Genomic DNA, 24,592 nt, shown 5'->3' on the forward strand with positions numbered 1-24,592 from the left:
CGCGATTTCAAGAGCAATGCCTTTCATGCACGACATCGATGTTGTTGCCACGGCTCAGGCACGTCATCAACCACAACAGCGTGGTCTGAGCCGCTCTGTCCTGCATCAAGGGTGTGGTGCCACGGGCGTCGCTGCGGGCCAGCTGCCAGAGTGGATCTCGCCCAGCGTGGTGGTATCGCTGAGATCGACCCGGCCCATGGCCAGTCGTCCTCTTGAATCGCGTTTTGTCCGGAAGATATTAACTACTAGAGAGAAATTGCTCGCCATCTTCGTTGCTACTTCAGCCTGGTGAGCAAGGCGGGATCAAGTGGTCGGCGCTCGCTCCCGGCATGATGCGGGGCGAGTCGCCATCTGGACGGCGCGCCGGGGCTCGCCTAGGGTAGAAGCCTTGCCCGCCCGGACGAGCGCGGGACCCACGTTCATCCGCCGTGAGAGTAGGCATGCGACTCCGGGTCCTGTCCGACCTGCATCTCGAACACTTTGCCGAGGGGCGCGACCTGCCACGGGTCGACGCCGATGCCGTGGTGCTGGCCGGCGACATTCACACCGGCTGCCAGGGACTCGCCTGGGCGGCCGAACGCCTCGCGGGCACCCCGATCCTCTACGTCCCCGGCAACCACGAGTTCTACGGCACCGGTATGCCCGTGCTACGACGGGAACTGGCCGCCGAGGCCGCACGTCTCAACATCCACCTGCTGGACAACCGCTCGCTGACTCTGGGCGGCGTACGCTTTCACGGCACCACGCTGTGGACCGACCTCGCCCTCTACGCTGGCCAGCCGGAACACGACCCGGCGTTGACCGAGGCCAGGGCGCTGGTCCTGATGCCGGATTTCCGTATCATCGAGCAGCCCGACGGGGCAGTGTTCTGCCCGGCAGAGAGCCGCCGTCTGCATGCCGAGGCCCTGGCCTGGCTGGAGGCTGAGCTGGCGCGGCCGTTCAGCGGCCCGAGGGTGGTGATCAGCCACCATGCCCCCCTGGCCGACTGCATTCCGGCGCGCTACCGTGGTGATCTGCTCTCTCCGGCCTTCGCCTCCCATCTGCCGCAGTTGATGGGCCGCATGGACCTCTGGCTCCATGGCCATGTCCATGAGCCGGTGGACCTCAAGGCCGGCGGGACACGCGTGATCGCCAACCCTGGCGGCTATCCCGACGAGTTCGTCCCGCCGCTCTTCATTCCCGACCTGATTATCGAGGTGCAAGCCCCATGACGCTGCTCATCGGTACCTACCTGCTGGCCAGCCTGGCAGCGGTGCTCCTCTATGGTATCGACAAGGCCGCGGCCCGACGTGGCGACTGGCGCATCCGCGAGTCGACCCTGCACTTCGTTGCCGTCGTCGGCGGCTGGCCGGGCGCCATCCTGGCCCGGCGCGGGTTTCGCCACAAGACGCGCAAGCAGCCTTTCGGCAGGATCCTGTGGGGCTGTGCGGCCCTGAACCTCGGCCTGGTAGCATGGCTGGCAACGGCGGACGCCGCCGGGGGGCTGCGGCGCCTGGCGGGCGTCGAGTAGCTCCCTTGTCGAGCGATTATCTGACAGAGCGGGGCGGCACGACGTCCCTCGGATTCATCCTCACCCGGCACTGGCGGGAGACGCCCGGGGGCGTGGAGGTCGCGTTCTGGCTGGCCACCGACGAGGGCCCGCTCGAGGTGCGCCTGGCGCCCCGGCCCTCGGTGGCCTTCCTGCCGGCCGAGCAGCGCGAGCGGGCCGAGGCGGTGCTTGCCGACGAGCCGGGCGTCACCCTGCGCGAGCTTTCGCTGCGCGACTTCCAGCGCCGCCCGGTGCTGGGCCTCTACTGCCGGGAGCAGCGCCGGCTGGGACAGCTCGAGCGCCGCCTCCGGGAGGTCGGCGTGACGCTCTACGAGGCCGATATCCGCCCGCCGGAGCGCTACCTGATGGAGCGCTTCATCACCGCGCCGGTGACGGTCACCGGCACGCCCGACGGGGAGGGCCGCCTGGTCGCGGCGCGGCTTAAGCCCGCGCCGGACTACCGCCCCCGGCTGCGCCCGGTGTCGCTGGACATCGAGACCAGCGCCCGGGGCGAGCTCTACTCGATCGCCCTGGAGGGCTGCGGGCAGCGCCAGGTGTTCATGCTGGGCCCGCCCAACGGCGAGGCCGGCGGGCTCGACTTCCGCCTCGACTACTGCGAGAGCCGCGCGGCGCTGATCGAGGCGCTGAACGCCTGGATCGCGACCCACGACCCGGATGCCATCATCGGCTGGAACCTGGTGCAGTTCGACCTGCGCCTACTCCACGAGCATGCCCGCCGGCTAGGCGTGCCGCTGCGGCTGGGCCGCGGCGGGGCCGAGATGGAGTGGCGGGCCCACGGTCGAGAGGCCAACCACTACTTCGCCTCGGCGGCGGGCCGGCTGATCATCGACGGCATCGAGGCGCTGCGCTCGGCCACCTGGCACTTTCCCTCCTTCAGCCTGGAGCACGTGGCGCAGACGCTGCTCGGCGAGGGCAAGGCGATCGAGACGCCCTATCAGCGCCTCGACGAGATCCTGCGCCGGTTCGCCGAGGACAAGCCGGCGCTGGCGCGCTACAACCTCAAGGACTGCGAGCTGGTGACGCGGATCTTCGCGCACACCGAGCTCTTCGCCTTCCTGCTGGAGCGGGCCAGCGTCACGGGGCTGGCCGCCGATCGCAGCGGCGGCTCGGTGGCGGCCTTCACCCACCTCTACCTGCCGCGGTTGCACCGGCTGGGCCTGGTGGCGCCCAACCTCGGCGAGGGCGAGCCGGCCGAGAGTCCCGGCGGCTTCGTCATGGACTCCCGCCCCGGCCTCTACGACTCGGTGCTGGTGCTCGACTTCAAGAGCCTCTACCCCTCGATCATCCAGAGTTTTTTGATCGACCCGGCGGGGCTCGTGGAGGGGCTCGCCGAGCCCTCCGACGCCGTCTCGGTGCCGGGCTACCTGGGCGCGCGCTTCTCGCGCACGCGCCACGCCCTGCCGGGCATCGTGGCGCGGGTCGGGGAGGGGCGCGAGGCCGCCAAGCGGGCCGGCAACGCGCCGCTCGCCCAGGCGCTCAAGATCATCATGAACAGCTTCTACGGGGTGCTGGGCTCGAAGGGCTGTCGCTTCTTCGATGCGCGCCTGGCCTCGTCGATCACCATGCGCGGCCACGCCATCATGCATCGCACCCGCGAGCTGATCGAGGCCGAGGGGTATACCGTTATCTACGGCGACACCGACTCGACCTTCGTCTGGCTCGGCTGCGCGCATCCGGAGGACCAGGCGGCGGCGATCGGCCAGCGCCTGGTGGCGCGCGTCAACGCCTGGTGGCGCGAACACCTTGCCGAGGAATATGGCCTCGTGAGCGCCCTGGAGCTGCAGTTCGAGACCCACTACCGGCGCTTCCTGATGCCCACCATCCGCGGCGCCGAGGCGGGCAGCAAGAAACGCTACGCCGGGCTCGTGCGCGACGCGGCGGGGGAGGAGCGGCTGGTCTTCAAGGGCCTGGAGACGGTGCGCAGCGACTGGACGGAGCTCGCCAAGGAGTTCCAGCAGGAACTCTACCGGCGCGTCTTCGCGGGTGAGCCGTGGCGGGACTACGTGCGGGACTTCGTCGGCGACTTCCTGCGCCGCACCCGGGAGGGCGAGGAGGATGCGCGGCTGATCTATCGCAAGCGGCTGCGCCGGCGACTCGATGACTACCAGCGCAACGTGCCGCCCCACGTGCGCGCCGCCCGGCTCGCCGACGAGCACAACGACCGGCTGGGCCGGCCGCGCCAGTACCAGCGAGGGGGCTGGATCCGCTACGTGATGACGGTGGCCGGGCCGGAGCCCCTGGAGCGGCGGCAGGCGGCGATCGACACCGACCACTACCTGACCCGCCAGCTCCAGCCGGTGGCCGATGCCATCCTGCCCTTCGTAGGCGACGACTTCTCGGCGCTGATCGACCGCCAGCTGGGGCTGTTCTGACCCTGGGGTTGAGAGCACCGTCAAGCGCCGGTGGGGGAGGAGCTCAGCGCTCGCCGGTGACGGAAGGAAGGGCGTGGCGGCCGAACTGCAGCTCGGCGAGGTGGCGATAGAGCGGGCTCGTCTCGAGCAGCTCGTCGTGGCGTCCGGCCGCCACCAGGCGGCCCTCGTCCATCACCAGCAGGCGGTCGGCGGCGACCACCGTGGCCAGCCGGTGGGCGATCACCAGGCTCGTGCGCTCGGCCATCAGCCGGTCAAGCGCCTCTTGCACCAGGCGTTCGCTCTCAGCGTCCAGGGCGCTGGTGGCCTCGTCGAGCAGCAGCACGCGGGGATCCTTGAGCAGGGCGCGGGCGATGGCCAGGCGCTGGCGCTGCCCGCCGGAGAGCTGCACGCCGCCGGGGCCGAGCGGGGTATCGAGGCCCTGGGGCAGCGACTCGATGAAGCCCAGGGCGTTGGCGTCCCGCGCCGCCCGACGCAGCGCGTCGGGATCGGCATCGCCCCGGCCGAAGCGCAGGTTGTCGGCCACGCTGCCGCTGAACAGCACCGGCTCCTGGGCCACCAGGCCGAGTCGTGAACGCAGCTCGCGCGGGTCAAGCTCGCGCAGGTCGATGCCGTCCAGGCAGAGGCGGCCCTGGTCGGGATCGTGGAAGCGCAGCAGCAGCGCGAGCAGGGTGCTCTTGCCCGCCCCGGAGGGGCCCACCAGGGCGACCCGCTCGCCGGGCGCGATGGTAAGATCGAAGGCCGTCAGCGCCGGCGTTTCCCGGCCGGGATAGGTGAAACTCACCCCCTCGAGTTGAATCTCGCCGCGCAGCGGGACGGGAAGGGACGTGGGGCGCGCCGGGGTATGGATTGCGGGGCGTGTCTCCAGCAGTTCCAGCAGCCGCTCGGCGGCGCCTGCGGCGCGCTGCACGTCGCCCGCCACCTCGGCCAGCGTCGCCACCGCCCCGGCGGCCAGCACCGCGTAGAAGACGAAGGCCGAGAGTTCGCCCGCGGTCATGCTGCCGGCGAGCACCGCCTGGCCCCCTTGCCAGAGCATCACGCCCACCGCGGCGAAGACCGCCAGCAGGGCGCCGCCGGTCAGCCAGGCGCGCTGGCGCGTGCGTGCCACGGCGGTGGCGAAGGCCGCCTCGACCCGCGCGCCATAGGCCCGGCGATCGCTCTGCTCGTGATTGAAGGCCTGGACGGTGCGGATGCCCGCGAGGGCCTCGCCGGCATAGCGCCCCAGCTCGGCCACCCGGTCCTGGCTGAAGCGCGAGAGGCGCCGCACCCGGCGGCCGAACCACAGGATCGGCAGCACCGTGGCCGGAATGCCCAGCAGCACGATGGCCGAGAGCCATGGCTGGGTCACCAGCATCAGCGCCACGGCGCCCGTCAGCATCAGCACGTTGCGCAGTGCCAGCGAGATCGAGGAGCCGAACAGGCTCTGCAGCACGCTGGTGTCCGCCGTGAGCCGCGAGGAGATCTCCCCGGCGCCGCCGCCTTCCCCGCGGCTGCTCTCGAAGAAGCCCGGCTCCAGCTCGAGCAGGTGATCGAAGACGCGGCGGCGCAGGTCGGCGGCCAGCCGCTCGCCGATCCAGGTGACCAGGTAGTAGCGCAGCGCCGAGGCGATCGCCAGCACCGCCACCACGGCCAGCATGCCCGCAAGGACCTGGTTGAGCTGGCGGGGATCCCGGGTCAAAAAGCCCTGGTCGATCACCAGGCGCAGCCCCTGGCCGAGCAGCAGCACGCTGCCCGCCGCGGCGAGCAGTGCCAGGGCGGCCAGCGCCACTCGCCCGCGATAGGGGGCGAGCAGCGACAGCAGGCGCAGCAGCACGCGGGGATCGGGACGGTCGGTCATGGGGTTCTCGCGAGAGACGCCGGTTGGCAGTGTCGCGACGATAACAGCCTGCGCGGCGCGCTGCATGACACCACGGCCACGCCGCGGGCGTCGCGCCGCTTGCTAGGCGTCGTGGGCGTGCAGGAAAATCGTGCAGGAAATCCCTTCGACCTGGAGTGCCCCATGACCGAGTCCCTGAAGCTGGGCTGCCCCCATTGCCACGCCGTCAATCGCGTCGAGCGATCGCGGCTCGACCATGGCCCGGCCTGCGGCAAGTGCCGCAGGGCGCTGTTCACCGGCGAGCCAGTAGCATTGAGCGACGCGAACTTCTCCGCCCTGGTCGAGCGTAGCGAGCTGCCGGTGGTGGTCGACTTCTGGGCCAGCTGGTGCGGTCCCTGCAAGGCGATGGCGCCGATCTTCGCCGACGCCGCCCGTGAGCTCGAGCCGCGGCTGCGCTTCGCCAAGCTGAACACCGAGGAGCAGCAGGCGCTGGCGGCGCGCTTCGGCATCCGCAGCATCCCCACGCTGATCGTCTTCAAGGATGGCGGGGAAGTCGCCCGCCAACCGGGGCTCCTGCAGGGGCCGCAGCTGCGCCAATGGCTGCAGCCCTACCTGGCATAGGGGCCGGCGCCGATCCGCTCGACCGCCCGGCCGCGAGGCTGCGTGGCGTCGTCACCACGCAGTTGCGCCCCCGCGCCTTGCCTGCATAGAGGGCTCGATCGGCGCGCAGCAGGCCGGGGTCCAGGCTGCCCTCGCCTGGCTCGACGCAACTGATGCCCAGCGTGACCGAGAGCGTCAGGATCATGCCGTTGATCTCCAGGGGCTGACGGGAGACCGCCTCGCGGATGCGTTCGGCGATCCCGCCGGCGGTGATCGAGCAGGCCTGGGGCAGGGCGATGACGAACTCCTCGCCGCCATAGCGGCCCATGTGGTCGCTGTCGCGCAGCATCGACTGGCAGCGCGCGGCGACCACCCTCAGGGCCATGTCGCCGACGGCATGGCCGTGCCTGTCGTTGATGGTCTTGAAGTGATCGATATCCACCATGCACAGCGACAGGGGCGTGCCGTCGCGGTTTGCCTCGCGGCGTGACTGCTCGGCCAGTTCGAAGAAGCGCCGCCGGTTGGTGATCCCCGTCAGCTCGTCGGTGCGTGCCATGTGACGCAGGCGCCGCTCCAGGGTGCTGCGTTCCTCAAGTTCCGCCGCCAGCCTGCGATTGACCGAGCGCGCGTCGGCCAGGCTGGCGAACTGCGCGCGTTGCAGGCGGTGGAGCCGGGTCACGGTCATCCAGCACAGCAGGTTGACGAACCCCAGCAGCAGCAGGCTGTTCGCCAGCACCCCGCCGGGCAGCGGCGCCCAGAGCCGCATCGCGACGAGCAGGCCGCCGATCAGGTAGGCGTTGCCCGCCAGCATCCAGGGCACCCGGTTGGGGATGAAGAGATACAGCGACATGCTGGCCGCCACCAGCGAGGCGAGGCTGATCCAGATGCCATCCGGACGCAGGGGAACGGTCAGCAGCAGCCCGCTGATCGCCAGCAGGCAGGCCAGGTTGACCGGCAGCGGCGCCTGGGCCAGGGCGGGCCGATACCTGACCGCGAGAGCCAGCAGCAGGAGCATCAGGGTCACGCTGATCCGCATGGCGAGCAGCAGCCAGAAGTCGTGGCTCGAACCCAGCAGGCTGTAGTCGGTCAGGCCGAAGGCGAGGAAGAGGCCGGCGGCCACCACCAGGGCGTGACGCAGCTGGCAGGCGTCATGGGCGCGCATGGTGCGGCGGAACAGCGCCTCGCGGGCGGGGTTCCGGAATTCGCCCCGCCAGTCGAGGTCTTCGGCGGTCGCGGCGATGGTGACCATTGACGACCTCCTCGTGGGCCGGCGCGCCTTGTCGGGGCAATGGGCGTCCGGCCGGGTTGGCAGGAAAACTGTCCGTAGGCACGCCGCGGCGTCCGGCCGCAGGGTCATGCCACTGGCCAAGCATGGTGAGGAAATCGCAGTATCGCCACCCACCTCGGACACGTGTCGCCATACGCTGATGCGCCGTGTCAGCGATCGCTTACAGGGAAAGTATGACCCCTTGGCTAAGTCGAGCGCTTACTGCGCCTTGCTGCCCAAGGTCTCCAGGCGCTTGAACCACGTCTGGCAGTCGGCCTCGTCAAGGTTCTCCACCGAGCCGATCAGCGTCTCGCGGACCGGCGCGAAGCCGACAAAGCCGAGGATATTGCGCTCCAGCGACTTGACGCTGTGAGCGCGATAGAAATGTCGGTAGATCGCCGCCGGCATGCCCATAGTCACGACCACCCGCGCCGAGCGGCCCGTGAGCCCCTTGCGACCCAGCGGATTGCCGTCCAAGTACTCGAAGGCGAAGTGGGGACGCATGACCTGCTCGAGGAAGCCCTTCACCAGCGCCGGCATGTCGCCGAGCCATAGCGGAAAGCACAGCACCAGGTGCTCGCACCAGGCGATGGCGTCTCGCGCCGGCTCGAGGGCCGGGGGCATCGGCTCCTCGGTCCAGGCCTGCTGACTGCGCAGCAGGGGGAACGCCTGCTCGGCGATGGTCAGCGAGCGCACCTCGTGACCGGCCCGCTCGGCGCCCCGGCGATAGTGGTCGGCCAGGGCGTGCAGCAGGTGCGGGGCGGCGGTATCGGGGTGGCCCTGGAGGATCAGGATGCGGCGCATGGCGGGTCTCTCTCTCGACACGAAGCTCGACGGGAATCTTGAGGGCGATGGCGTGGCTCAGCATAACCCACCCCGCGTCGTTCGCCCGAGGCGGCGAGGCTTTCGGAGAGACCCCTTCAGAGAGACGCCGTCGCGTCGAGAGAGGCGCGCCCTTAGTCCTGGCGCTTGAGCTGCTCGCGCAGCTGCTTGGGCACCTGCTTGATGATCAGCCGATCCTGATCCTCGTCGTACTCGACGCTGGAGCCCAGCAGGTGGGAGTCGAAGCTGATCGATACGCCACCCGAGCGCCCGGCGAAGCGCCGGAACTGGTTGAGGGTGCGCTTGTCGGGCGGGATCTCCGGGGAGAGACCGTAGTCGGCGTTGCGAATATGCTCATAGAAGGCCTTCGGCTGCTGCTCGTCGAGCACCTCCGAGAGCTCCTCCAGGGTGATCGGCTCGCCGCGGCTCGCCTGGTCGCTGGCGTAGTCGATCAGCGCGTCGGTCTTCTCGCGGCTGGCCTCTTCGGGCAGGTCCTCCTGCTCCACGTAGTCGCTGAAGGCCTTGAGCAGGGTGCGGGTCTCGCCCGTGGCATCCACGCCCTCCGCGGCGCCGAGCAGGGCGGCGAAACCCTCGGCGAGCTTCTTGCCGCCGCGATCCTTGGTCCAGGAGAGGTACTGCTTCGAGGGCGAGTCGCTACGCCACTGCTGGATGTCCAGACGCGCGGCCAGGCTCATCTGGGTCAGGTTGAGCTGGCGCACCGGCACGACCGCCAGGTCGTCGTCGACGCCGAAGCCGCTGCGATGATGCAGCAGCGCCAGGCTCAGGTAGCGGGCGTCGCCGACGCGCTGGTCGACCATCAAGAGATCGCCGGAGAGCGTCAGGTGGTCACTGATCAGCTCGGCGAGGCGCTTGGCCACGTCGCGGCTGAAGGTGGCGAAGTCGCGGCCGCCGTCGAGGTAGTCGGCGAGCTCGGTGGCGAAGGGCGAGCTTACCTCGCCCTCGGGCGTGGCGTCGACGAAGTGGCCCCAGGCCTTGGGCTTGGCATTGAAGGCGTCGTTGACGCCGGCCAGCAGGTCGTCCAGCGCCGCCGAGGGGGCGAGGTCCTGGGCGGCGGGGGTCAGCGTCGGCGCTTCGCCGGAGGCCGTGTCGATGCGATGGATGATGCTGTGCAGGATCGGCATGGGAGCTCCGCGGTGAAGGGGCGAGGGTGGGGATGATACCCGCCGGGGGCGCCGCTCGATAGCCGATCGGCGAGGTAACGCCGCCGGCAGCGACCGGCGCGGACTATGCTGAAGGCCTGGGGTGGGCGCCGCGTCGCGCCGGCACCCGGAGGCTCGAGGCGAGCCCCCCGACATCGACGCCGGAGGCGGATTTGCATGCGTATCGTGGTAGCCCTGGGTGGCAGTGCCCTGTTGCGGCCAGGCGAGGCCATGACCATAGACAACCAGCGCCACAACGTGCGCCGAGCCGCGCTGGGCCTGGCCGAGCTGGCCGGCCGGCACCAGCTGGTGTTGACCCATGGCAACGGCCCCCAGGTGGGGCTGCTGGCCCTCCAGGCCCAGGCCTACCTGCCGGAGGAGGCCTATCCGCTCGACGTGCTGGATGCCCAGACCGAGGGCATGATCGGCTACCTGATCGAAGCGGAGCTGATGAACGAGATGCCGGCCGGCGCCAGCTGTGCGACCCTGCTGACCCGGGTGGAGGTCGATGCCGACGATCCCGCCTTCCTCTTCCCGACCAAGCCCATCGGCCCCGACTACGACCTCGACGCCATGCATCGCTGGAAGGCCGAGAAGGGCTGGGCCTTCGCTGAGTCGTCGCCCGGGCGCTGGCGGCGGGTCGTCGCGTCGCCCCTGCCGCGGCGCATCCTGCCCATCGACGTCATCGGTCGCCTGGTGGACGCAGGAGTGGTGGTGATCTGCGCCGGGGGCGGCGGTATCCCCACCGCGCGAGGCGCCGGCGGGCGCCTGGACGGCGTCGAGGCGGTGATCGACAAGGATCACGCCTCCAGCCTGCTGGCGACCCGGCTGGACGCCGATGCCCTGCTGCTGCTGACCGACGTGACGGCGGTGTTCGAGGGCTGGGGCGGGCCCGCGCCGAGACCGCTGCATCGCGTGACGCCCGAGGCGCTCGCCGACCTGTCGTTCGAGCCGGGCTCCATGGGTCCCAAGGTGGCGGCCGCCTGCGAGTTCGTCACCGCCCGTGGCGGGGTGGCCGGCATCGGCGCGCTGGAGGATGCCGGGCGGATCCTCGAGGGCCTGGCCGGCACCCTGATCCAGGCGTGATCGGGGCGGCGTGCTCGGATCGATCGCGATCGGACGCGAAGGGATCGGACGTGGAGGGATCAGGGCTTGAGGCGATAGCCGCTCTTGAAGATCCAGCCCACCATGGCCAGCGCCACGGACAGGAACAGCAGGATCATCCCCAGGCTGACCAGCGGGCTCACGTCGCTGATGCCGTAGAAGCTCCAGCGGAACCCGCTGACCAGATAGACCACCGGGTTGGCCAGGGTCATCGCCTGCCAGAAGGGCGGCAGCATGTCGATGGAGTAGAAGGTGCCGCCGAGGAAGGTCAGCGGGGTGATCACCAGCAGCGGCACCAGCTGCAGCTTCTCGAAGCCGTCGGCCCAGATGCCGATGATGAAGCCGAGCAGGCTGAAGGTCACCGCCGTGAGCACCAGGAAGACCACCATCATCAGCGGGTGATCGATGGAGTAGGGCACGAACAGCCGCGCCGTGACCAGCACGATCACGCCGAGGAGCAGCGACTTGGTCGCCGCCGCGCCGACGTAGCCCACCACCACCTCCACGTAGGACATCGGCGCCGAGAGGATCTCGTAGATCGAGCCCGAGAAGCGCGGGAAGAAGATGCCGAAGGAGGCGTTGGAGACGCTCTGGGTCAGCAGCATCAGCATGATCAGGCCCGGCACGATGAAGGCGCCGTAGCTGATGCCGTCCACCTCGCTGATTCGGGTGCCGATGGCCGCGCCGAACACCACGAAGTAGAGCGAGGTGGAGATCACCGGCGAGACGATGCTCTGCAGCATGGTGCGCATGCTGCGCGCCATCTCGGCGAGATAGAGAGTCTTCACGGACTGCAGGTTCAAGCGCTTCATGTTCAGCGACGCTCCTGGACCAGGCTGACGAAGATGTCTTCCAGTGAACTCTGGCGGGTGTGCAGGTCCTTGACCCGAACCCCCACCGCCTCGAGGTCGGCGAGCAGTCCCGAGATGGTCGAGTTGCCCTCCTGGCGCGCGGCGTCGTAGCTGTAGACCAGCGCATGACCCTCGTCGGCCAGCGCCAGGCCGTGGCCCGCCAACGACTCCGGCAGTGCCTCCAGGGGCTCCTGCACCTGCAGGGTCAGCTCCTTGCTGCCGAGCTTGTTCATCAGTGCGTGGGTGTTCTCGACCAGCACGATCTCGCCGCGGCGAATCACCCCGATACGATCGGCCATCTCCTCGGCCTCCTCGATGTAGTGGGTGGTGAGGATGATCGTCACTCCCTGGTCGCGCAGGCCGCGCACCACCTCCCACATCTCGCGGCGCAGCTCCACGTCCACCCCGGCGGTGGGCTCGTCCAGGAACAGCACCTGGGGCTCGTGGGAGAGCGCCTTGGCGATCAGCACGCGGCGCTTCATGCCGCCGGAGAGCTCCAGCAGTCGGCTGTGGCGCTTCTCCCACAGGGTCAGCGAGCGCAGCACCTTCTCGATGTGCGCCGGGTCCTTGGGCTTGCCGAACAGCCCGCGGCTGAAGCTGACCGTGTCCCATACCGTGGTGAAGGCCTCGTTGGTCAGCTCCTGGGGCACCAGGCCGATCAGCTGGCGGGCGGCGCGGTAATCGCCGACGTTGTCGTGGCCATCCACCAGCACCCGGCCCTGGCTTGCGTTGACCAGCCCGCAGATCACGCTGATCAGGGTCGTCTTGCCCGCGCCGTTGGGGCCGAGCAGGGCGAAGATCTCGCCGCGCTGGATCGTCAGGTCGACATCGACCAGCGCCTTAAAGCCGTCGGAAAAGGTCTTCGACAGCCCCTCGACGCGGATCATCGGTGTATCACTCAAGGGTGATGTCCCCCCGGAACTCGAGGTCGAGCTCTAGGCCCGCCACCTCGACCGTCACGCGCGCCGGCAGGGTCTCGTTACCCGTCAGGCGGCCATCGGCCAGCGCCTGCCGGACGGCCTGCTCGATCTCCTGCTGGGTGTTCACGCCCACGTTCTTCAGCAGCTTTCTGATGCTGTGGTTGAAGGTGTCGTCGTTCATCGAAGGGCTCCTCTGGCGTCGGTGACGATGCGGCTTCCTGACATCATCCTCCACTTGATACAGGTACTGTACAAGAAAAAGCCGCGCATGGGCTCCATGCGCGGCTCCTGACAGCGGCCGGGTGGCCTCAGCTGCGGCTGGTGATTTCCAGCAGGTGATAGCCGAACTGGGTCTTCACCGGGCCGTGGACCTTGCCCACTTCACCCTCGAACACCACCTTGTCGAACTCCGGCACCATCTGGCCCGGGCCGAAGGTGCCGAGCTCGCCGCCCTGACGGCCGGACGGGCAGTTGGAGTTCTCGCGAGCCGCCTCGGCGAAGTCGCGACCGCCCTCGATCTCGGCCTTGAGTTCGTTACACTTCGCTTCGCTGTCCACCAGGATATGACGTGCGCTTGCCTGAGCCATGTTGCTCTCCTCGAAGGTCGGCTGGGATGCCGGTTGATGTCCCGCGGAGCATATCACGCCACCCCTCATGGGTGTCCCCTGCGAACTGGTCCCCGTTTACCTTTGGTGACATGCTGACGGTCAAGTGCCATGCCGGCCGCAGCGAGTAGGCCTGGACCCGACCGTCGGGGCAGGACCGGCGCGAGGACGCAACGAGTGAAGCAGTGAACCGTCATCCTGAAACACCACCCATGACCTGAAGCACGACCCATGAACGGAGTAGAGTCCCATGTCCGAGCGAGTCATCCTGACCACCTCGTCCCACCTCGAGGGCTACCGCGTGACAGAACACGTCGATATCGTCTCGGCCGAGTGCGTGCTTGGCATGAACATCCTCAAGGACATGTTCGCCGGCTTTCGCGACTTCTTCGGTGGGCGCAACACGTCGTCCCAGGATGCCTTGCGCGACGCCAGGGTGGCCTGCCTGGACGAGCTGCGTCGGGAGGCGAGTAACATGGGGGCTAATGCCGTCATCGGCATCGACCTCGACTACAGCGAGATCTCCGGCGGCGGCAAGTCGATGCTGTTCCTGGTCGCGACTGGCACGGCGGTGAAGGTCGCCAGGGCCTGAGCGCCTCGCAAGTGGGCGCTGTGAGCAGCCGTTCCCGGCCGTTGCGCCGCCTTGTCCTGGAGCTGCTCGCTGCCTTCGGCGTCCTGGGGCTGCTGGTGTGGCTGGCGCTGTGGTGGCTGGCGCCGGCCCCCGTGTCGGGTCGGCTGGTCGAGTATCACGGCGCTGCACCGATCGCCGGTGCCACCATCACCCTGCGCCGCCAGGGCTGGGGGCGGAGCGACCACCACGGCCAGCTGATCTGGGACAAGGGCTATGTGGCCACCGCCACCACCAACGCCGAGGGGCGCTTTCGCGTGGCGATGCCCGGCCCGGTGTGGCTCGTGGGCTCGGGGGGCGGCCGGCTCAGGGCCGAGGCGGAGGGCTATCAGACCCTGGATATCGGCCATGCGGCGCCGGGCGCGGCGCTGATCCTGCAGACGGTGGTCAATCGCGACGAGCGCCTGCCCGGCGGGACGGCCTATCTCGGCTGGGATGCGGCCGGCGAGCCCTTCGGGTGGTCGTTCATCGATCATGCCCCGACGGGCGATCTGTCGAGGGTCGATCTCTACCCCGTCAGCATGCAGCGCGACCCCCTCGAGGTCACGCTGGCCGCGACCGAGGGCGGAGGGCTTCACTTCGTGTCGGCCGAGGCTCAAGGCATCGCCATGCCCTCGTATGACTACCTGCTGCGCTATCAGAACGTCTCGCCTGCGCCGCCCTCGGCGACGAAGCTGACGCTGAACGACACGCCCGGCACGCTCTTCGTGCGCACGGCGAAGGGACGGTTCGCCAAGCTGGCCTGGGAGCCCGGTGCCGTGACCGCGATGTCGGGCGAGGTGCCGGGGCTGGACGCCACCAGCGAGCGGCTGCTGTCATTGCGTTTCGTCTATCGTCCCGGCCCTGGCAACACGCTGCCGTATCAGCCGCCGCTGTTACCGGTGGAGCCCGTCCTAGCCGCGCTGCTGACGACCCTGCCCGAGGAGGGCGCGCCCTATGCGGGGCCGCGCGCCTACCGGCTGGTGGTGACCGATGCCGAGGGCAGGATCCTGGAACGGCAGCACGTCGAGCTGACGCCGGGCGTTCCACGGGATCTGGCGAGCTGTGCCGACGACTCGCCGCTGACATGGCGCTTCGATTCGCTGCGGCTGGAGTACGACGAGGAGGGCCTGCCGCGCCTGCAAATGACGGTGGATGGCGAGCGGTTCGTCTACCACTCGGCGCCGATGCGGGTCGGCCCGCGTGATGATACCGTCGTCGAGGTGATGGCCTTCGATAGCGACCACCGTCGCCATGATCTCGAGGTTCGCCTGCGTGAACTGCCTGCCGACAGCGATCTCGATGGCTGTCTGCCCTCGTCCTGAGTCGGGGTGAAGTGGCGAAGGCATCTTGTCCCGTTCATTCTGCGTGCTCGCCGCTCCGCCTGGATCGCGGTTCAGGCCGTCGAGTATTTCGTCACCGGGCGTAATTGCAGCAGGTACGGCTTCTCGCGCTCGAACGCCCATTCGATGTCATGGGGTCCTGTACCGAACACGCTCTCGCATTGCGACACCAGAACGTGCAGTGCCGCCAGTTTTTCCGCATCCAGGCAGTGATGCTCGACCAGATGCTCCGCCACGGCCTCCTGGCAGGTCAGGCCTCCGGGCATACGCTGAATACGGATGTCCTTGACGCCTGCGCGGCATTCAAGGAGGCAGCCTGCACGATCCATGCGATAGCAATCGGGGATGACCAGACCCTGCACAACCGCTTCACCCAGCCCCCACACGGCCTCGACGACACGTTCGTCCTGTCCGCTCACGGGGTTGCAGGTGAACAGCACGCCGGCCACCTCCGCGTCGACAAGACGCTGAATGACCACGCCCATGCGGATGTCGGTGTCCACCCCGACACGGTCGCGATATCCCCGGGCAGACGCCGTCCACGCCGATTTCCGGACCACCAGAACCGCGTCCGACACGGCCTCGAACCCTATGACGTTGAGAACGGTCGCATGCTGTCCGGCGAAACTCGCACCACCCGAGTCCTCGCCGATGGCCGAGGATCTTACGGCCACCGGACCGGGCATCTGCGCACATATTCCCGCAAGTTCCGCCCGTGCGTCGCGGTCACCCGAGGCGATCGCATCGACGAACAGAGTGTCGAGCGCGCAACCTTCAGGCACAGGCAGCCCGGCGCGGATCGCCGCGCCGAGTTGCGTGGCCTTTCCGCCGTAGGCCTGCTCATCGCGGGCCGACGACAATGGAACCGGTGTCATGGCGCGTCGATCCGGACGTCGCCTGTGGTTCCGTCCACGGTCACACGTGCTCCGTCCGCGATCCGCGCGGTGGCGTTGCGGGTCCCCACGACGGAGGGGATGCCATATTCGCGCCCCACGATGGCGGCATGGGAGAGCAGGCCGCCGGCATTCGTGACGATGGCGCCCAGCAGGGGAAGGACGATATTGAAGGAATCCGTGGTCGCCGCCGTGATCAGTACATCACCCTGTTCGAGGCGACCGAGGTCTGCGATCGTGTCGATGACCCGGGCGCGTCCGCTGTAGGTGCCGGGGCTCGCTCCGATGCCCTTGATGACGGGACTGTCGCGCTGGTCTCGAGGCCCCGCCCCGAGGGATTGAATGGCCGTCCCCAGGGCGGTCATCACGCGTATCACCTCTAGCGGCAGGCCGTCCATCGGGGGCGGCGGAGAGGCGGGATCGCCGAGTTCCGCGGGCGCATTCTCGGCCCGTTGCTCCTTGCGATACCTGGCGCGTTCCGCCAGTTCCGCGGCGCCAGGGCCTCCCGCGCGGCGCAGAAGGGCCTGGATCTCCTCGTAGCTCGCCTCGATGAGATGTGCCGCCGCGTCGATCCGGCCCTCCGCGGCAAGCCTCTCGCCGGCGGCAAGCAGGGCGCGGCGCATGACGCCCCCCGCCCAGACGTCGCTGTAGAAGCCTCGCTCGTCACGCAGCCGCGACATGAGACGCACCTCGTCGAGAAGCTCATCGAACTGGGCGTGGTATTCGGAGGGAATCTTCTCTCGCAGCCTGGCCACTTCCCCTTCGGTGACGGCCCCGTCCCGATGCACAGGCTGCGCGACGGCCAGCCTGATCCGGGCGACGAGCGCGTCGGGCACTTCGATGGCCCTGGGCTCGGCGGTATCCAAGCTGTTGAGCAGTCGATCGCCCACCACGCCAAGATAGGCTCTCGTTGCTTCGCCCAGTGAACCCGACTCGTGGCGGAGCTGCTCGAGGATCTCCGCACTCGCCTGGCCGCACTCCAGGCGCTCGCGGGCATCCGGGCGGTGGCGTATCTCCTCGGCCAGGCGATCCATCTCCGGAAAGGAGCCGGCGGATTCCGGGGCCGATCCACGGGTCAGCGCGAGAAACTCGCCCATCGGCAGGCTGGTCCAGGCGCCGACATGGGCCATGAAATCCCCCACCGGAAGAATCGCCGCCAGATTGAAACTGTGATGTTGATGAATCATGCGTTGCAGGTTGTCGCGGCAACGATCGACATAGGTCATCAGTTCGTCGTCGGACAGCGTGGCGGGGTCTACGGCCAGCAGCGCCTGATGCGTCTTGATGGAGGCGGGTTTCACGTCGCGGTCCCAGCGCTCGAGATCCTCTCTCCAGATCTTGGTCCGGAACACCTCCTCGGCGGCCGTGAAACGCTCCGGAATGTCCGCCTCGGCCGCGGGGACGGGGCTCGAGTAGGCGAAACCGTTCACGAACCGGAAGTCCAGGGTGTCGATCAGCAACCCATAGCGGCGTGCGCACTCCAGAAACCCGCTGGTGATGCCTGGTGGATGGATCTCGGCCTGAAAATGCGACACCGGGCGCGGGAAATGCGCCGCGTCAACGGACCAGGTTCCCGGTCCGGGGGCTTCAAAGGCGGTCGGGGCGGACGGAGTGGGACGGTTCATGGTGTCATGTCCTGCCGTGAGTGCAGCTCGGAGGGAGGGTCGGGCACTAGATTGATGCTAGCAGACTTCACATCCCTGACAGGGGGCTTTATCTCCCCTCAGGAAGGGGCGGGCACGGCCGGAGGCATCGGCGAAAGGCAGCCGAAGGAACGACGTCAGGGGGATCCTGCCGCCGTATTCCCCGCGCCCAGCAGGCGCTGGCTCATGAGGGCGGACAGCACGATGGCCACGGTAAACAGCCAGATCATGACCTCATGGCGCGTCATGCTGACGATCGTGTCGCCTCCCAGGACCGCGCCGAGAACCAGGATGCTCAGGATTCCTCCGAGATAGCGCATCGTGGAACTGACCCCGGCGGCCATTCCCGCCTGCCCCGACTCTACGGCGCTCATCAAGGAGGCCTGGGCGGACGCGTTGCACAGGCCAAGGCCCAGCCCGAAGATCAGCAGGGCCAGCATCGCGTCCTGCGGAGACTCGAACGACGCCAGGTGCCAGAGCTGCACCATGCCCGACAGCAGCAGCGCACACCCCAGGAGCGCCACACACCGTGCGCTGATCCGGTCGGTCAGGTGTCCACCCACCGGGGCGGCCACCACCATGCCGATCATCATCACGAACAGCAGGTAGCCGATGTCGCGCGGCGCTGCCTCGCGGAACACGGAAAAGAACTGCGGCAACTGGTACAGCAATCCGTACATCGCGAAGTTCTGCAAGGCGATCATCAGCGTTCCCGCGGCAAAGGCAGGCAGAGAAAACAGGTGCGGATCGAAGACGGGGGCTGCGGCCTTCACCTCCCAGGTGACAAAGGCGATGCCGACGAGCGTCCCCGCCAGAATCGCGGCGATAAAACCCGGGCCATCGAGTCTGCTCGCCACGATCAAAAGCGCTAGGGACAGCGCCAACAGGCCGATGCCGACAACATCCAGCGACTGGGCCAGTGCCCTCAGGGAACGCCGTGCCGGGATGTGGCTTGCAGGCAAGGGATACCGGTGCAATAGAAGGGCCGAAAGCGCCAGGAATGGCAAATTGGCGATGAACACGGCGCGCCAGCCGAACAGGCTCACGATCTCACCCCCCAGGGCGGGCCCCCCTGCCGCGGCAATGCCCATGGTCGCGCCAAACAGGCCAAAGATACGGCCACGCCTTGCTGTGGGTACATGCAGACGCATCAGGGCGAGTGTGGCAGGGACCACCAGCGCACCGGCAGCCGCCATCGTGCAGCGTGACACGAACAGGAGGCTGACACCCTGTGCCAGGAGCCCGAGCCCCGCGCCGATGACGTAAAGCCCGATCCCCGTCCACAGAAGGCGCGAATGCCCGATGAGATCGCTGATCTTTCCCGCCGGCCCCTGGCAGACCACGTTGACGACCAGATAGCCGGTGACCAGCAGACCCGTGATCAGGACGAGATCCGCCCCGATCCCGATGCCGATGGAAGGGAGCGCCACGGCAATCAGCGTCGACCCCAGCGGCGCCTGCGCTGAGGCGATCAGCAGGGCCGCAGTGCTTGCGGCGTGCATTCGGGTGTCAGCGTCGCTGGCGTTCAAGGGAGCGCCCCGTCAATGTCGCCATGCGCATGGCGCAGGCTTTGCGATCAACGGCGACTTTCTGGCGCCCCCCGTCGACGAGGTGTTCGCCGACATGCCGCTCGGTATGTGCCACCGGCATGGGGCAGGCGGATGCCCGACGGTGGAGGCGATCAGAATCCGGCATCCCTGCACGACTCTCCGGCATGTCGGGACCGCGTCACGTGGACGACAGCGGTCGATGGCTGTCGCAGCGGGGCCGAGCCGGGGCCGTCTCACGGCCCGGGTTCACTCGCCCGCCCCGATGCTGAGGCGGAAGGCCTGCAGGCTGTCGAGTTCGAGACGATACTCCTCGGAGAACACCGGATGGCCGATCACGCGGATGTCGAGGCTCGCCTCGGCGCTGCGGTAGGCGACCTCGGCGGTGATATGGGTGTCGGTGACCAGCGGCGCCATGGGGGCGAAGTCGATTCCTTTCACCTCCACCGCGGTGAGGCCGAGGCGGTCGAGGTGATCGCCGACGGCGCGCTTCAGGCTGACGTCGTAGTAGAAGTAGATGCCGCCGTAGGCCAGGCCGGCCAGCGCGGCGAGGGTGATAATGAAGCGAACCATGACCGTCTCCTTGGTGGTGTCGCACAGGGGGATATCGCGAAGGCGCCGCCTTCGAGAGCGCGTTTATAGCATAGGCGCGGCGCTAGCGGGGCAGCCAGGGGCCTTCGCGGATCACCGGGAAGCCCGCGACCGGGCGGTTGTAGAGATAGAGCCAGGCGGGGCCGAACGCGGTCGCCTGCACGAGGCGGTCGTAGTCGCCCTTGCGCGGGGTGCGCACCCGGTAGTCCTCTAGCCGGTCGAGGCCGGCCAGCAGCCGGGCATCGACCCGAAACACCTCCACCGCGATGCCCCGGGAGGGCTCGAGCTTGGCGGCGGGGTAGGGCCCCAGGTCGTAGAGCGTGGCGTCGGTGAGGCGGTCCTCGCCCAGGAAGGCGGCGCCGTCGAGCCAGTGATGGTTGCGCAGGCCGCGCTTCAGGGTGCCGTAGACGGCGACCAGCGGCGTGCGGGTCACGGCCAGGGTCGGGGTGTGCATGGCCGTTGCCTCCTCGTGCGTCGGGTCTAGATCCTGGGAAAGGCTCGAGCTTACCGCGCACGGGCGGCGCGACGCCACGCCATCGCCGCAGTCGTCACGGCTCGGTCGTTTCGGGCTCGGCGCTCGATGAGTCGGCTCAACGAGGCCCTGCTGGCGGCCTTCCTTGCCTATTATTCGAGGCGGCGGATCGCGCCACAGGAGACGGGCATGCATATCACGATTCTCACGCTGACGATCGCCCTGCCGGGCTGTCGCTCCCTCAAGGAGAAGCGGCAGCGCATCGGGGGGCTTCACGAACGCCTCGGGCGAAACCCGGCGATCGCCGTCTGCGAGAGCGGCGATCATGATAGCCACGACGCCAGCGAGTGGACCTTCGTGGTGGTGGGCCTCACCTCGCGGGCCGTGGCGTCGCTGTGCAGCGAGATCGAGGACAAGTGCCTGCACACGGTGGACGGCCGGGTGATGGAGGTGACCCGCGAGCGGCTGTGAGCCGGCTCCCGCGGCAAGCGGCCCACGAGGGTCATGCCGTGCGCGCGGCGAGCCATTGTCAGCGGGCGGGCCACCTGCGCTAGCCTGTAGGTCGAACGCTCACCCGAACCACCTCCCGGAGTGCCCGACATGACCCACGCCGACTGCCTGGGCATCCTGTTGCCCGACGACGGGCCGGATGACTACGAGTGGATCACCCTGGCGGAGCAGGCCGAGGACCTGCCGCGCCTCGCGCTGGGCCGAGTGCCAAGCGATGGCCACCACGCGCCGGCGGCGCTGCTCGCTCTGGGCGCCGTGGAGCGGCTGGCCCCGGCGGGCGAGCGGCTGGTCGAGCAGGACGGGGCGCGAGCCGTGGTGTGGGCCTGCACCAGCGCCAGCTTCATCGGCGGGCTCGACTGGGCCCAGGACCAGCGCGCCGCGCTCGAGGCGCGCCTGGGGGTGCCGGTGACCAGCACGGCGCTGGCGTTTCTCGAGGCCCTCGACGCCCTGGGGCACGATCGGGTCGACCTGCTGAGCCCCTACCCGGACGACGTCACCCTGCGGCTGGTGAGCTTCCTGCGCGAGGGCGGGGTCGGCGTGGTCCACGACAAGGCGCTGGACTGCCCCTATGCCGCGGACTCGCATCGCGCCGACATCCTCGAGGAGGTGCGCCGTTTCGGTGCCCGCCATCCCGATACCACGCGGCCGCTGCTGATACCCGATACCGCCATCGACACGCTGGGGTTGCGCGAGGCGCTGGTCCGGGAGGCCGACCGCGAGGTGCTGACCGCCAACCAGGTGAGCCTCTGGGCCGGTCTCCGGCGGCTCGCCGGATCCTGTCGACCGCCCGCGCTGCTCGGGCCCCTGGCCGATCGCTGAGCTTACTGGTCGGTCAGAGCTGGGGGGCGTCGAACTCGGCCGGCTCGTCGCTATAGACACAGACGTTGGCATCCTCGATGTCGCCGGCCGGGTCCTCGAGGTGGGTCGCGAAGAACTCGCGGATCTCACGGCGCTGGCAGTGCGCCTCGAAGGCCTCGCGGTTGGCCCAGATCTCGTGGAAGACGATCGGGTAGCTGTCACCCTGGGCGAAGGGGTTGTCGATATGGCGGGTGACGGTGTATTGCAGGCAGGCGTCCTCGCGGTGGGCATTCGGCTCCAGGGCCTGGAGTGCCTTGAAGACGGCGTCTTCCTTGCCGGGCTTGGGCTTGAAGCTCGCGGTGCAGTAGATCTTACGGGACATGATGACTCCTGATGGGGGGAATGCCGCGGCGACGATACCAACAAGCGCGCAGCGCCACCAGCCACCCTGATCCCCGGCTCGGGCCTGGGGCCTTGCCAGCCCGTCGCCCTGGGTCGTTGGGCCCATGGCGAACGCTGGTCCCCCGACGGCCCCCACAACTCGGGGGCGAGACCACGACCATCGACCCGGAGGATGAATGCCATGCGGCTAGACGGTTCCTGCCACTGCGGCGCCGTGCGATTTCGCGTCGAGTCCCCGCACCCCTATCCCTATCAGCGCTGCTACTGCTCGATCTGTCGCAAGACGGCCGGCGGGGGCGGCTATGCCATCAACCTGGGGGCGCTGGCCGAGACCCTCGAGGTCGAGGGCGCCGAGCACAGGCGGATCTACCATGCCGTGATCGACGGCCAGCAGAGCGCGGGCGAGCGGCACTTCTGCGGCCGCTGCGGCAGCGCGCTCTGGGTCCATGACCCGCACTGGCCCGAGCTGGTCCATCCCTTCGCCTCGGCGATCGACAGCGACCTGCCGATCCCGCCCGAGCGGGTTCACCTGCTGCTCGACAGCAAGGCCGGCTGGGTAGAAGTCGAGGCTCGGGACGGCGACCGCTGCTTCGCCGGCTACCCCGAGGAGAGCCTCGCCGAGTGGCATCGGCGCCGGGGCCTGGAGCGCTGATCGACCCGGCGCCGGGACTGGCAGCGCGGCGTTGCTATGCCACAATGGCGCGGCATGAGCGGGACAGCCAAGAGGCGCGGCAAAAGAAGATCGGCACAAGGAGAGCGGCAATGACGGAACGGGCGGCACGCGGGGAGGCCATCCCGGTGGGCATCAGCGCCTGCCTGACGGGCGAGAAGGTGCGCTACAACGGTGGGCACAAGCGCTCCCGCTACTGTCTGGAGGTGCTCCAGGAGCGCTTCGCCTTCGAGCCCTTCTGTCCCGAACTCGCGGCCGGGCTCGGCGTGCCGCGAGAGCCCATCCGCCTGGTCGGCCTGTACGACGAGGCGCCCCGGGTGCTGGGCACCCAGGACCCGAGCCTCGATGTCACCGAGCGCCTGGCGGAGGTCAGCGAGGCGTTCGTCGCCGGCCACCGCCACCTGCGCGGCTTCATCCTGATGAAGGGCTCGCCGAGCTGCGGGCTCGAGCGGGTCAAGGTCTACCATCCCAACGGCATGCCCAGCCATTCGGATTCGGGCGCCTTCGTGCGCGCCCTGCGTCGCCACTTCCCGGAGCTGCCGCTGGAGGAGGAGGCGCGGCTCAACGATGCCGTGCTGCGCGAGAATTTCATCACCCGGGTCTACGCCTTCGACGACTGGAAGCGCCAGGTCGAGGCCGCACCCGGCTACCACGCCCTGCTGCAGTTCCACAGCCGGCAGAAGTACCTGCTGATGGCCCATCACGTGGAGACCTATCGCGAGCTGGGCCGCTACCTGGCCGACGCCAGCAAGCGGCCGCTCGACGAGGCCATGGCCCACTACCTGCAGCGCTTCATGGCGGCGCTCGGCCGGCCGGCGACCCGCAAGGGCCACACCAACGCCCTGCTGCACGTGCTGGGCTACCTCAAGCAGGCCGTCGACGGTGAGGCCCGCCAGGACCTGCTGACCGCCATCGAGGACTACCGCCAGGGCCACGTGCACCTGGTGGTGCCGATCCGCCTGCTCACCCACTACGTGAAGCGCTACGGCTCGGACTACATCCGCGCCCAGACCTACCTCGACCCGCACCCCTTTGAGCTGGGCCTGCGCAACACCATCTGACGCACCTCGCGCGCCGCTAGAGCCGGCGCTCGTCGCGGGTGGAGCGCAGCAGCAGCCGATCCAGCAGCCGGGTGCCGAGCAGCCGCCGGAGGGTGCCGAACAGGTGGGTCGGCACGGTCACGTAGTAGCGCGCCCTGGGGCGCCGGCTCTCCAGGGCATGCACCAGCTTCTCGACCACCGCCTCGGGCCCCAGGGTGAAGCGCCCGCCGCCGTCGTCGCCGGCCAGTCGCGCCTCCACGGCGCGGTAGGTCTCGGCGTGGGCGCTTGCCGCGGTGTCGATATGCGCCTTGAAGGCGCGGTAGGCGCTCTCGCGAAAGCGGCTGGTGATGGGCCCCGGCTCGATCAGGCTGACGTGGATGCCGCTGCCGTCGAGCTCCAGGCGCAGGGTGTCGGTCAGCCCCTCCAGGGCGAACTTGGAGCAGACGTAGGCGCCGCGGTAGGGCAGGGCGGCCAGGCCCAGCACCGAGCTATTCTGCACGATGCGCCCCCCGCCCTGACGGCGCATCGCCGGCAGCACCCGGCAGGTGAGCTCGTGGGTGCCGAGCAGGTTGGTCTCCAGCTGGGCGCGCAGCACCGCGCGGGACAGGTCCTCCACCGCGCCGGGCTGGCCGTAGGCGGCGTTGTTGAAGAGCGCATCGAGATGCCCGCCGGTCGCCGTCAGCACCGTCTCGACGCAGGCGGCGATCGACTCGCTCTCATCGAGATCGAGGTACACCGCCGTCAGGCCGGCCTCGCGCAGCCGCGCCAGGTCCTCATCGCGACGCGCGGTGGCAAATACTCGCCAGCCGCGCTCGGCGAGGGCCAGGGCGGCGGCCTGGCCGATGCCGCTGGAGGCCCCGGTGACCAGCACGCTTCGGGAGGGAGTATCGGGGGAGGCGGACATCGATCGGGCTCCTGGCGGTCGGGGAAGAGGGTAAGGCAACCCCGCACTCTGTCGCCTGGCGCCCGACCATGCAAGCCGCGCTCGAAGTCCCTACAATGCGGGCCACTTC

General features: G+C 69.0%; 26 protein-coding genes and 1 pseudogene. 11 read left to right on the plus strand and 16 right to left on the minus strand.

Going from position 1 to position 24,592, the window contains the following annotated elements:
* Positions 1-22: 22 nt before the first annotated feature.
* Positions 23-201: pseudogene (locus ABE957_RS16250) on the minus strand (IS1380 family transposase); the annotation flags it as partial.
* A 239-nt stretch (positions 202-440) separates the two neighbouring features.
* On the opposite strand from ABE957_RS16250, the gene ABE957_RS16255 reads away from it, so the two are divergent.
* From ABE957_RS16255 to ABE957_RS16265, 3 genes are read left to right on the plus strand one after another with little or no spacing between them, the layout of a single operon-like run.
* Complete coding sequence (locus ABE957_RS16255) at positions 441-1,211, plus strand: metallophosphoesterase (RefSeq protein ID WP_349759716.1); 771 nt, start codon at positions 441-443, stop codon at positions 1,209-1,211.
* A complete protein-coding gene (locus ABE957_RS16260; RefSeq protein ID WP_349759717.1) occupies positions 1,208-1,510 on the plus strand; it encodes a DUF1294 domain-containing protein in 303 nt (100 codons plus the stop codon). The genes ABE957_RS16255 and ABE957_RS16260 overlap by 4 nt, the downstream gene beginning before the upstream one ends.
* 5 nt (positions 1,511-1,515) lie before the next feature.
* Entirely contained in the window at positions 1,516-3,921 is a 2,406-nt protein-coding gene (locus ABE957_RS16265) for a DNA polymerase II (RefSeq protein WP_349759718.1), read from the plus strand.
* Positions 3,922-3,964: 43 nt separating this feature from the next.
* Here ABE957_RS16265 and ABE957_RS16270 read toward each other — a convergent pair whose 3' ends face one another.
* A complete protein-coding gene (locus ABE957_RS16270) occupies positions 3,965-5,755 on the minus strand; it encodes an ABC transporter transmembrane domain-containing protein (protein ID WP_349759719.1) in 1,791 nt (596 codons plus the stop codon).
* A 162-nt stretch (positions 5,756-5,917) separates the two neighbouring features.
* On the opposite strand from ABE957_RS16270, the gene trxC reads away from it, so the two are divergent.
* Positions 5,918-6,355, plus strand: coding sequence for a thioredoxin TrxC (trxC, locus tag ABE957_RS16275; RefSeq protein WP_349759720.1), 438 nt, complete (start codon positions 5,918-5,920; stop codon positions 6,353-6,355).
* Here the strand turns inward: trxC and ABE957_RS16280 are convergent.
* The 3 genes from ABE957_RS16280 to yejK all read right to left on the minus strand — a co-directional run bounded on the left by ABE957_RS16280 (position 6,270) and on the right by yejK (position 9,565).
* Positions 6,270-7,583, minus strand: coding sequence for a GGDEF domain-containing protein (locus tag ABE957_RS16280; RefSeq protein ID WP_349759721.1), 1,314 nt, complete (start codon positions 7,581-7,583; stop codon positions 6,270-6,272). The genes trxC and ABE957_RS16280 overlap by 86 nt on opposite strands.
* Before the next feature lie 237 nt (positions 7,584-7,820).
* Positions 7,821-8,405 carry an NAD(P)H-dependent oxidoreductase gene (locus tag ABE957_RS16285; RefSeq protein ID WP_349759722.1) on the minus strand — a complete coding sequence of 195 codons (585 nt, stop codon included), beginning with the start codon at positions 8,403-8,405 and terminating at the stop codon, positions 7,821-7,823.
* 152 nt (positions 8,406-8,557) lie between these two features.
* A complete protein-coding gene (yejK, locus tag ABE957_RS16290) occupies positions 8,558-9,565 on the minus strand; it encodes a nucleoid-associated protein YejK (RefSeq protein WP_349759723.1) in 1,008 nt (335 codons plus the stop codon).
* A gap of 195 nt (positions 9,566-9,760) precedes the next feature.
* On the opposite strand from yejK, the gene ABE957_RS16295 reads away from it, so the two are divergent.
* A complete protein-coding gene (locus ABE957_RS16295) occupies positions 9,761-10,669 on the plus strand; it encodes a carbamate kinase (protein ID WP_349759724.1) in 909 nt (302 codons plus the stop codon).
* 59 nt (positions 10,670-10,728) lie between these two features.
* Here ABE957_RS16295 and ABE957_RS16300 read toward each other — a convergent pair whose 3' ends face one another.
* The 4 genes from ABE957_RS16300 to ABE957_RS16315 form a co-directional block, all read right to left on the minus strand.
* A complete protein-coding gene (locus ABE957_RS16300; protein WP_432765426.1) occupies positions 10,729-11,499 on the minus strand; it encodes an ABC transporter permease in 771 nt (256 codons plus the stop codon).
* A 2-nt stretch (positions 11,500-11,501) separates the two neighbouring features.
* Positions 11,502-12,425, minus strand: coding sequence for an ABC transporter ATP-binding protein (locus ABE957_RS16305; protein WP_349759766.1), 924 nt, complete (start codon positions 12,423-12,425; stop codon positions 11,502-11,504).
* Between the two features lie 7 nt (positions 12,426-12,432).
* Positions 12,433-12,639 carry a DUF6494 family protein gene (locus ABE957_RS16310; protein WP_349759725.1) on the minus strand — a complete coding sequence of 69 codons (207 nt, stop codon included), beginning with the start codon at positions 12,637-12,639 and terminating at the stop codon, positions 12,433-12,435.
* A 127-nt stretch (positions 12,640-12,766) separates the two neighbouring features.
* A complete protein-coding gene (locus tag ABE957_RS16315) occupies positions 12,767-13,045 on the minus strand; it encodes a peptidylprolyl isomerase (protein ID WP_349759726.1) in 279 nt (92 codons plus the stop codon).
* A 268-nt stretch (positions 13,046-13,313) separates the two neighbouring features.
* On the opposite strand from ABE957_RS16315, the gene ABE957_RS16320 reads away from it, so the two are divergent.
* Together ABE957_RS16320 and ABE957_RS16325 are read left to right on the plus strand one after the other, a co-directional pair.
* A complete protein-coding gene (locus ABE957_RS16320; RefSeq protein ID WP_349759727.1) occupies positions 13,314-13,655 on the plus strand; it encodes a YbjQ family protein in 342 nt (113 codons plus the stop codon).
* A gap of 20 nt (positions 13,656-13,675) precedes the next feature.
* Positions 13,676-14,995 carry a carboxypeptidase-like regulatory domain-containing protein gene (locus ABE957_RS16325; protein ID WP_349759728.1) on the plus strand — a complete coding sequence of 440 codons (1,320 nt, stop codon included), beginning with the start codon at positions 13,676-13,678 and terminating at the stop codon, positions 14,993-14,995.
* A 71-nt stretch (positions 14,996-15,066) separates the two neighbouring features.
* Here the strand turns inward: ABE957_RS16325 and ABE957_RS16330 are convergent, their stop codons facing one another.
* The 5 genes from ABE957_RS16330 to ABE957_RS16350 form a co-directional block, all read right to left on the minus strand.
* A complete protein-coding gene (locus ABE957_RS16330; RefSeq protein ID WP_349759729.1) occupies positions 15,067-15,888 on the minus strand; it encodes a PEP/pyruvate-binding domain-containing protein in 822 nt (273 codons plus the stop codon).
* On the minus strand, positions 15,885-17,531 hold the full coding sequence (locus tag ABE957_RS16335) for a PEP-utilizing enzyme (RefSeq protein ID WP_349759730.1): 1,647 nt from the start codon (positions 17,529-17,531) through the stop codon (positions 15,885-15,887). Before ABE957_RS16335 ends, ABE957_RS16330 begins: the two co-directional genes overlap by 4 nt.
* 155 nt (positions 17,532-17,686) lie before the next feature.
* A complete protein-coding gene (locus tag ABE957_RS16340; RefSeq protein ID WP_349759731.1) occupies positions 17,687-19,078 on the minus strand; it encodes an MFS transporter in 1,392 nt (463 codons plus the stop codon).
* A 267-nt stretch (positions 19,079-19,345) separates the two neighbouring features.
* Positions 19,346-19,669 (minus strand): hypothetical protein, encoded by a 324-nt coding sequence (locus tag ABE957_RS16345; protein WP_349759732.1) that lies wholly within the window; start codon positions 19,667-19,669, stop codon positions 19,346-19,348.
* 82 nt (positions 19,670-19,751) lie between these two features.
* The gene (locus tag ABE957_RS16350) at positions 19,752-20,141 is read right to left on the minus strand and encodes a gamma-glutamylcyclotransferase family protein (RefSeq protein WP_349759733.1); all 390 of its coding nucleotides are present in this window, start codon (positions 20,139-20,141) and stop codon (positions 19,752-19,754) included.
* A gap of 207 nt (positions 20,142-20,348) precedes the next feature.
* On the opposite strand from ABE957_RS16350, the gene ABE957_RS16355 reads away from it, so the two are divergent.
* Positions 20,349-20,630, plus strand: a complete 282-nt coding sequence (locus ABE957_RS16355; RefSeq protein WP_349759734.1) for a DUF503 domain-containing protein — start codon at positions 20,349-20,351, stop codon at positions 20,628-20,630.
* Positions 20,631-20,759: 129 nt separating this feature from the next.
* Positions 20,760-21,488, plus strand: coding sequence for an aspartate racemase/maleate isomerase family protein (locus ABE957_RS16360; RefSeq protein ID WP_349759735.1), 729 nt, complete (start codon positions 20,760-20,762; stop codon positions 21,486-21,488).
* A gap of 13 nt (positions 21,489-21,501) precedes the next feature.
* Here the strand turns inward: ABE957_RS16360 and ABE957_RS16365 are convergent, their stop codons facing one another.
* Positions 21,502-21,849 (minus strand): putative quinol monooxygenase, encoded by a 348-nt coding sequence (locus ABE957_RS16365; RefSeq protein WP_349759736.1) that lies wholly within the window; start codon positions 21,847-21,849, stop codon positions 21,502-21,504.
* Positions 21,850-22,050: 201 nt separating this feature from the next.
* Here ABE957_RS16365 and ABE957_RS16370 point away from each other — a divergent pair, with 201 nt between their 5' ends.
* Together ABE957_RS16370 and ABE957_RS16375 are read left to right on the plus strand one after the other, a co-directional pair.
* The gene (locus tag ABE957_RS16370) at positions 22,051-22,521 is read left to right on the plus strand and encodes a GFA family protein (RefSeq protein ID WP_349759737.1); all 471 of its coding nucleotides are present in this window, start codon (positions 22,051-22,053) and stop codon (positions 22,519-22,521) included.
* A 110-nt stretch (positions 22,522-22,631) separates the two neighbouring features.
* A complete protein-coding gene (locus tag ABE957_RS16375) occupies positions 22,632-23,600 on the plus strand; it encodes a YbgA family protein (protein WP_349759738.1) in 969 nt (322 codons plus the stop codon).
* A 16-nt stretch (positions 23,601-23,616) separates the two neighbouring features.
* Here the strand turns inward: ABE957_RS16375 and ABE957_RS16380 are convergent, their stop codons facing one another.
* Positions 23,617-24,483 carry an SDR family oxidoreductase gene (locus ABE957_RS16380; RefSeq protein WP_349759739.1) on the minus strand — a complete coding sequence of 289 codons (867 nt, stop codon included), beginning with the start codon at positions 24,481-24,483 and terminating at the stop codon, positions 23,617-23,619.
* Positions 24,484-24,592: the final 109 nt, after the last annotated feature.

The sequence above is a fragment of the Halomonas pelophila genome (genome assembly GCF_040196315.1).
In the GTDB taxonomy this organism is placed as follows: domain Bacteria; phylum Pseudomonadota; class Gammaproteobacteria; order Pseudomonadales; family Halomonadaceae; genus Halomonas; species Halomonas pelophila.